Source organism: Thermoplasma sp. (assembly GCF_008709555.1).
In the GTDB taxonomy this organism is placed as follows: domain Archaea; phylum Thermoplasmatota; class Thermoplasmata; order Thermoplasmatales; family Thermoplasmataceae; genus Thermoplasma.
In genome coordinates, this window is sequence record NZ_VYIJ01000011.1 from 42,099 (window position 1) to 49,174 (window position 7,076).

Annotated in this window: 5 protein-coding genes, 1 tRNA gene and 1 pseudogene; 3 read left to right on the forward strand and 4 right to left on the reverse strand. The window is 41.5% G+C overall.

Features of this window, described 5'->3' with window-relative positions; translation table 11 throughout:
• Nucleotides 1–3 precede the first annotated feature (3 nt).
• From F6Q11_RS05320 to F6Q11_RS05335, 4 genes are all read right to left on the reverse strand, one after another.
• Entirely contained in the window at nt 4–1,236 is a 1,233-nt protein-coding gene (locus F6Q11_RS05320) for an NAD(P)/FAD-dependent oxidoreductase (protein WP_297026919.1), read from the reverse strand.
• A gap of 253 nt (nt 1,237–1,489) precedes the next feature.
• On the reverse strand, nt 1,490–2,278 hold the full coding sequence (locus F6Q11_RS05325) for a hypothetical protein (RefSeq protein ID WP_297026920.1): 789 nt from the start codon (nt 2,276–2,278) through the stop codon (nt 1,490–1,492).
• A 653-nt stretch (nt 2,279–2,931) separates the two neighbouring features.
• A complete protein-coding gene (locus tag F6Q11_RS05330; RefSeq protein WP_297026922.1) occupies nt 2,932–4,467 on the reverse strand; it encodes a lipopolysaccharide assembly protein LapB in 1,536 nt (511 codons plus the stop codon).
• Between the two features lie 566 nt (nt 4,468–5,033).
• Nucleotides 5,034–5,489 (reverse strand): DUF1641 domain-containing protein, encoded by a 456-nt coding sequence (locus F6Q11_RS05335; protein WP_297026924.1) that lies wholly within the window; start codon nt 5,487–5,489, stop codon nt 5,034–5,036.
• Nucleotides 5,490–5,712: 223 nt separating this feature from the next.
• Between F6Q11_RS05335 and F6Q11_RS05340 the strand changes: the two genes are divergently transcribed.
• The 3 genes and pseudogenes from F6Q11_RS05340 to F6Q11_RS05350 form a co-directional block, all read left to right on the forward strand.
• On the forward strand, nt 5,713–6,381 hold the full coding sequence (locus tag F6Q11_RS05340) for a 16S rRNA (pseudouridine(914)-N(1))-methyltransferase Nep1 (RefSeq protein WP_297026926.1): 669 nt from the start codon (nt 5,713–5,715) through the stop codon (nt 6,379–6,381).
• A 69-nt stretch (nt 6,382–6,450) separates the two neighbouring features.
• Nucleotides 6,451–6,522: transfer RNA gene (locus F6Q11_RS05345), tRNA-Cys, on the forward strand.
• A 49-nt stretch (nt 6,523–6,571) separates the two neighbouring features.
• Nucleotides 6,572–7,076, forward strand: a pseudogene (locus F6Q11_RS05350) (site-specific integrase); the annotation flags it as partial.

Below are 7,076 nucleotides of genomic sequence, written 5' to 3' on the forward strand. Positions count from 1 at the left end.
TGATCACCAGCTGGTCAGATATTTATCCATTGCAAGGTCGCCCTTGCTCCAGAGAAAATACCTTGTGAACAGAGTCTTCTTGAGATGGTTAGCCGGAGACGGCACCGCCTCAGAGAGATTACCTCCATAGAAGGTGGAATCCGCAACGGCCACGGCATAGTTACCGTATGGGCTATCTGCGACACATACTATCTTTGGATCGTAGATCTCCACTGGTACGGACATACCCATCCTATTAGCTATGTTTGCGGCTACTATTCTCGCTGTTTTCACTGCCAGAAAGGCCATCTTTGGCACTATGAGGGCGTTAACATCACCCACGGCATATACATTGTCGTACTTTACCGATTTCATGTCGGTATCTGTAAGGACAAATCCAACGTCATCCCCAAGCCCAGCATCCTTTACCAGTTTTTGTCCTGTGTATGGGGGCAGAATGAAGCTTATATCGGATGGCAACCTTCTGCCATCTTCGCTTATGACCTCCTTCTCAGTGACCTCTTTCAGCACAAAATTATCTACAAGTTCTATGTTCATGCCCTTGTACATTGCGGCGACGGTGGTCCTGCTTGTCCTTGAAAGATCGCTGAGATATTCCCCAGGCGAGTAAACGGTCATCTTTACCTTGTCTAACATATTCTTTGCCTTAAAGTAATCATAGAGCATTATTGACATCTCAAAAACCGGGCCCTCACATGCGGAATCTGCAATCGGTGCATATCTGTCAGGGGTGCTGGTCGGGCGGTTCTTTGTATCCTGTATGAATTTTGCAGAACCTAGAGTTATATTTCCACCTTTGAAATCCTTGAGTTTCTTCCACATGTTTTCGGCAAGATCCGCCTCGCACACGCTTGATCCATATTTGTCGAAACCTGCTATCATCTCACTTGCAAGATGCGAACCAAGTGCTACCACAAGAAAATCGTACTTTTCCTTGTAACCGCCAGATCCTTCCCGTGAATACTCAACTAGGTTCTTCTCAGGATCTATCTTCGTGACAGTTCCCTGTATGTATCCTATACCCCTGTCCGGTAGAACCTGTGCCAGATCTATACGGAGATCCTCTGCGCGCTCCAGCCCTATCCCAACGTGTGGGAGAGCGGGTCTGAAATAGATGTACCTGTTTTTTTCTATTATTTTGATATCTGCTTTGTTTTTCAGATATCTCTTGAGGTCGTAGGCAGTCTGAAGACCACCAAATCTCCCACCAAGGATAAGAATCTTCACATCAGACATGAATTAACTATCTTTCTTTTTTATTTAAAAATGATTTGTTATCAATTTTAACATAATATATAATAGATGGTATTACTAATTTTTAGTTCCTAGAATTGGCAAATTTCAACTGAATTTCATCATCAGAAACGTTCCCAGAAAAAATCACATTCATGGTAATGGACAAATTCACAATATTTCTATTCTGCTAGATGCATTTTAAGATGAGGATGAATTGTCTTCTAGAAATGGATGTTCAAAGATGATTTGCATATCATTCCACGTTTGAATCAAAAACTTTAGTTTTTATGTTTTCCAACTTCTTGAAAATGAAGTAATTCGACTTGCCCTTTTCATAATGTACTATGGAAAACCCCATGCTGAATAGATGATTAAACGTCTCGGCCGCGGCATTCTTCAATTCTGATCCTGATGCACGGTCTTCAGTGAAATAGGACACACTTGGCGGCACGTAGAAGCCCAGACACCCAGTCTCAGCGGGTATCCGTATATCCGTGTAGCGATCTGCATCGTTGACGAAGACGATATCATTGCATTCTCTATCGATTGGCAGTTTTATCCACCATTCAGCAACTACCCTGTCGGTACGCATTCCCCTGTTTATGCCATCGTTCATGGTTCCGTAAAAATTCTTGATATAGGTACGAGTGATAGCACCCAACTTGGAAATATTGAAGTATGCATTGAGTGGATTGAAAGGATCAAACGTCCATGCTATCAGGTCGTAACCCATAGAACCGGCAAGTTCTCTCTGTTTCATCTTGAGTGAGTAGCCAACATTTGAATACTTCCTTCCCTCAACAACTCCAGCCATGTGGGAGTAAAGATACACTTTGCCATTTCTGAATCCCGGATATCCGAACGACATCCCTATTATCCTGCCATCATCATCGAATGCGCCCAACAAAAGGCCGCCATGGTACCTCATGGAGGCGATCGTATCTCTAAAGGCCCCATCCACGGAATCCGTCTTCCAGGCTGATCTTATGACATTGAGGAAACCATCTATTTGATCTGGATCAACTATTCTTCTGATCTCCACATTCTAGAATGGCTTTGATATATAAATGGTCTTTCAGGCGGATCCTTAGCAAGGTCTGACATAAGCCTGCGAATTTGGCATGAGTATGGATAAGACTTTGAGACGAGAGAATTCTGCGATGAGATATACAAGCTTTTCCTAACGATAGATGGCGTTATGGGGACCAAAATTATGGAGAAGTTATTGGTTATGGATAAGCTGTAAAACCATCCTACAGACTAGAGATACGGGAGTGTCCCCAATGTAAAAATCGATTGACAGCATTCATACCTGTGCCATGATCAGGTGAAGGTTGCCACGGAATCGATGCCTGTAAGTAACTTCGCCTCTACGGTATATGCCCGTATATATAGAATCTTGACTGAAAAATGAAAATCCCTAGTTTGGCTTAGGAGCATCTCATTAGAGGAATACCTGTTAAGATTGTGCGTGCATTATACGAATTTCCCATGGGCAGACCTCATCTGGCAAGGAACTTCCAAATTCAAGACTTGGACTAGCTCAATAAATTACAGAAGCCATTATGATACATCTGATCGTTATAAACAGAGCTCTTCAAAAGCCATAAATCAGTTAGATTAAAATATGTCTGGTTAAAATTATGAAATGGTCGGCCTACTTTTTCAAAATATGGTGGGCTGTCTGATGATCAATCAATCCTCTTCATCCTCTTCACTGCAGTTCTCTTCGATGAATTTCTCCAGAAACACCTTTGCTTTGCCCTCAGTGAGCTGAACTATATTGTTTACGAATTCGCACACCTCCTCGCGGTGTTCATCTATCCCAAGGAGTTTTTCCTTGCCCTTTTCGTAGCCCTCAAATACACCTGAATTGATAGCATGCATGGCATCAGTAAGAATTGAGAGATCATCATTTTCCTTGTCAAGACCGTCTAGGAAACTGTTCACGCTTTGGAAATCAGAGTTATCCATCAGCTTTGATACCCCTTCGAGTACGTTAGATATGATGTCCTCATCATCTTCACTATTCTCGATGGCAATCTTCAGGTATCTGGATGCAGAACCAACATCATCTCTGTCCATGTATGAAAGAAACAGCTCGTAGGCGACATCAGGGTCCTCATCAAATTCGGACATGGCCTTGATAGATTCGTCAATCTTTCCAAGTTTTCGAAGCTGGGATCCATAGAGGCTGACATTGTAAGGGGTTCTGTCCAGCTCCATGAGTTCCTCCGCAGTATGCAGCGCGGCATTGTGGTCTCCCTTCTGATCTTCGGCCAAGTATTTGATCTCAAGTACCTCATCATCTTTCAGGCCGCTCTTATCTATCTCATCGATAAGGCGATCATAGGAGCCATCATCCAGGAGGAAGTCGAACCAGTATATCTTTGCCTCTCTATCAGCGTTAGCTTTGAGAAGGTCTTCATACGTCTTGTAGGCATCATCCTTTCTGTTTTGGTCATAATATACTCTGGCAAGTGCATCATACAGAAAGGGTTCTTCCTTGTAGATCTTAATGAACTCTTTAAGGATGTCTTCAGCTGTATCGAAGGATCCCACACTCTTAAGGGTCTCGACAAGGGTGCCCACGTACTTAAAGTCCTCAGTATCCTTGAACGCTTCAAGTAACTCTTTGAGATAGCTTTCAATATCCTTCTGCGCAAGAAGTATGTTCAGCTTCAGATCATGTGCATCGGTGTTTTCCTTATCCTTCTTTATTGCTGTATTAACATTTTGAAGGGCCTTCTTGTAATCGCCTTCGTGATACTCCATATCGGCAAGATCGAGATAGGCGTCTGGGTCGTTGGGTTGCATTTCTAGATATTTTTGAAGGTCTTTTTTTGCAAGATCGTACTCCTCGAGATACTGCTCGGCCTTTGCTCTGTTATAGTAGGCGAATGGATAACTTGGATCCGCTTTTATGGCCTTTGCGGCTTCTGTCTTGGAGTCGTTGAATTTACCCATTGATCCGTAGCAGATACTCTTGAGTGAATGGATCTCGGGATTGTTCTTTTCTATGTTTTCTGCAAAATTCAATACATCTAGGGCACTCTCGTAATCCCCCTTTCTATAGAGTGCATCGGCCTTTATCAGGTGATATGGAACTGATCTTGGACTAGCCTTTATGGCTTTTTCTATGTCACTTATTGCGCTATCATAATCGCCTGAATTTACCGCATTCTTTGCTCTGGTGGCATACTCTTCTGCATCATCTTTATTTGATATCATCTTGATTCACCTTATCTCTGACCTCTTCTCATTGTTCTCCTGAGAAGTTCCTGCTAGGCATCATAGGGAACCATAATATAATTCAGCCATGGCAGGCATAAAGTCGGGCTAGTCCTCCCTACTCATTTTTGTTAGCTTGGTTCCACAACGTCGATTCAATATTTAGGAGGGTTATTTAAATTTTGATACATGAGATACTGAAACAAGGTGGAAACATCGCAATAAGATTCTCAAAGTGAGCTATTCCTCAGCTAAAGCACCGGAGATTCCATTCAGTGAAGAAACACCTAGATGTACAGATATATAATAGACAAGCTGGGCGCTGCGATCTTCATAGCCATATATTCTGATCGCACCACACCTATTTTGTAAATACAATTTTCAAAATGTTTATTGCGGTATTGTTGTATGAATTTTTCTACTAGAAGAAACCTATGTATCTTAGGTCAGAAGATAGAGATTTACAGCTACTCTTAAACATCTAACATCCCTTAACTGATTCTCAGCTTAGGTCTCAAGGCATACCAACACGGAACATCCATGATTATTACAGAAAAGGAACGCAATCAATGCTGATCATTTTCTTCGGTTTGGAAGGGACAACCCTCAACTTCGGAACAGGTTCTTCCAAGACTCTTGAGCAGTGAAAACACAATTCCGATCCCCTTCTGGGTATCTTCATCCTTCATCTTGTCAAGTATGCCTTTCAAGCCTCCAACCGGTTCCACGTCTTCAGTCTTGATTGCTATCTCTACAGACTTGATGGCATTGGTGTAGTGTGGAAACATACTGAGATCTATTGTTGTGAGAGAGTTCATTATGACTTCAGAATTCTCTATAAGATTCATCAAAAAGCCACTAGAAAGCATCTTCTTAATCGCGCTGGTGACGTCCTCATCTGCTAGCATCCTGTAAATTATATCCATTATACCGCTCCTGTCCATTTCAACAATTATGGATAAGAGCTTCTGAACGGATGAATCAGCTGTGGGTTGATCGCGCTTTTCAGTAAGTTTTTCCAAGATATCGCCCCCCAAATTCAAATAAGTTTTCATCGAAATACTCGCCGAGCACTTCTTTTGATAGAGCTTTAGTGATTATCATAATATATAAAGTATCAATTGATATATTAATGTTGTTTGTTCTAGCAATGAGAATGATGATATGCTTCATTTCTATAGAGGATGTTTCCATCAACATTTGACAAAACAAGAAACATAATATCTCCGATAAACATCCAATGGCATGCTTCATTTAGTCATCGCAGACGCCGAGTTAGAGACAATACCTGAGCAGATGCTAGAAGATCCATCCATAAGGCGGTTTGCCAAAAAGAGAAACAAGCGTATCGATAGGATAATACTCGATTCCAATTACATGCACACAGCAATAGATCGTTATTTTCCAAATGAATCCAAGAGACGTGGTAGGCCAGACATAATATACCTGCTTCTGGAGATGACGCAGGAGTCTATCCTCAATCATAAGAATCAGCTGAGGACATACATCCATACCAGAAACAATCAAGTTATCCATATAAGCCCCATCACAAGGATGCCTAAATCTTATAACAGGTTCATAGGGCTTTTTGAGGATCTTTTTGAAAAGAGGATAATAACAAATAACGGGAAGAAACTTCTTTCAATGGAGGATTCAAATCTGCGCGATTTAATAGACTCAATAAGGCGCGATAGAACTATCCTCCTGCATCCTAAGGGTGAAATGAAGAAACCATCGGAATTTATTGATAGATCAGACATTCTTGTCATAATCGGTGGATTCTCGGAGGGGGATTTCCTCAGCGATATTTCTTTTGTCCAGGAGAGATACGCGATATTCGATCAAGAGCTCACGATATGGTCCGTTGCGAATGAAATGGTAGCAAGTTATGAGAGAGCGATAGGATTAACATGAATTCTATCGGCATTCTTGCTATTTCAATGTGGAAAGGATAAAATATTGTTGAATAATTGCCGTTAGTGCGGATAGGTGGCAGAGAGGTCATGCGTGGGACTGCAGATCCCATCTACTAGGGTTCGAATCCCTACCTATCCTTTTAATTAAATAAACGGATATCTTATATACCATTTCAGATTATCTACTTATGACCCGTGAGCCGAAATATAAAAAATACATTACAGAGGGTAGCCCTGAATTTAATCTGCAACTGAAAAGGTGGTATGAGAATCTGAAGGCACATTCAGTAATCACCGCAGAGACTTATTTTAGACACTTACTTTTATGGTGCGATAGAGACAATACAAACCCTATGGAACTCTTAGAACTTGCAAGACGGGAAGATTTTAGATATAGGATCATGGACGTCATAAGGAGATTTGAGGCAGAAGGCAAAGCTGGTTCATATATTTCGTATGCAGAGAAACCCTTGATTTCGTGGCTTAAATTCAATGGGATTAACGTAAAACTAAGTATCAACATAAAAGATGAAAACCGCAATATCAGGTCAGAAAATGAGAGAGTGCCAAATAAGGAAGAATTGGGAAAGATATTAAGAATGGCTACTCCAAGAGCGAGGGTATCGGTTTCATTAATGGCGTATACAGGTTTAAGACCAGAAACATTAGGAGATTACGAGGGGACGGACTGTC

What these genes read in the sequence shown, in the direction of transcription:
- F6Q11_RS05340 (WP_297026926.1), top strand. Translation starts at nt 5,713, where the DNA reads ATGCTTCATTTAGTCATCGCAGACGCCGAGTTAGAGACAATACCTGAG.
- F6Q11_RS05330 (WP_297026922.1), bottom strand. Translation starts at nt 4,467, where the DNA reads ATGATATCAAATAAAGATGATGCAGAAGAGTATGCCACCAGAGCAAAG.
- F6Q11_RS05320 (WP_297026919.1), bottom strand. Translation starts at nt 1,236, where the DNA reads ATGTCTGATGTGAAGATTCTTATCCTTGGTGGGAGATTTGGTGGTCTT.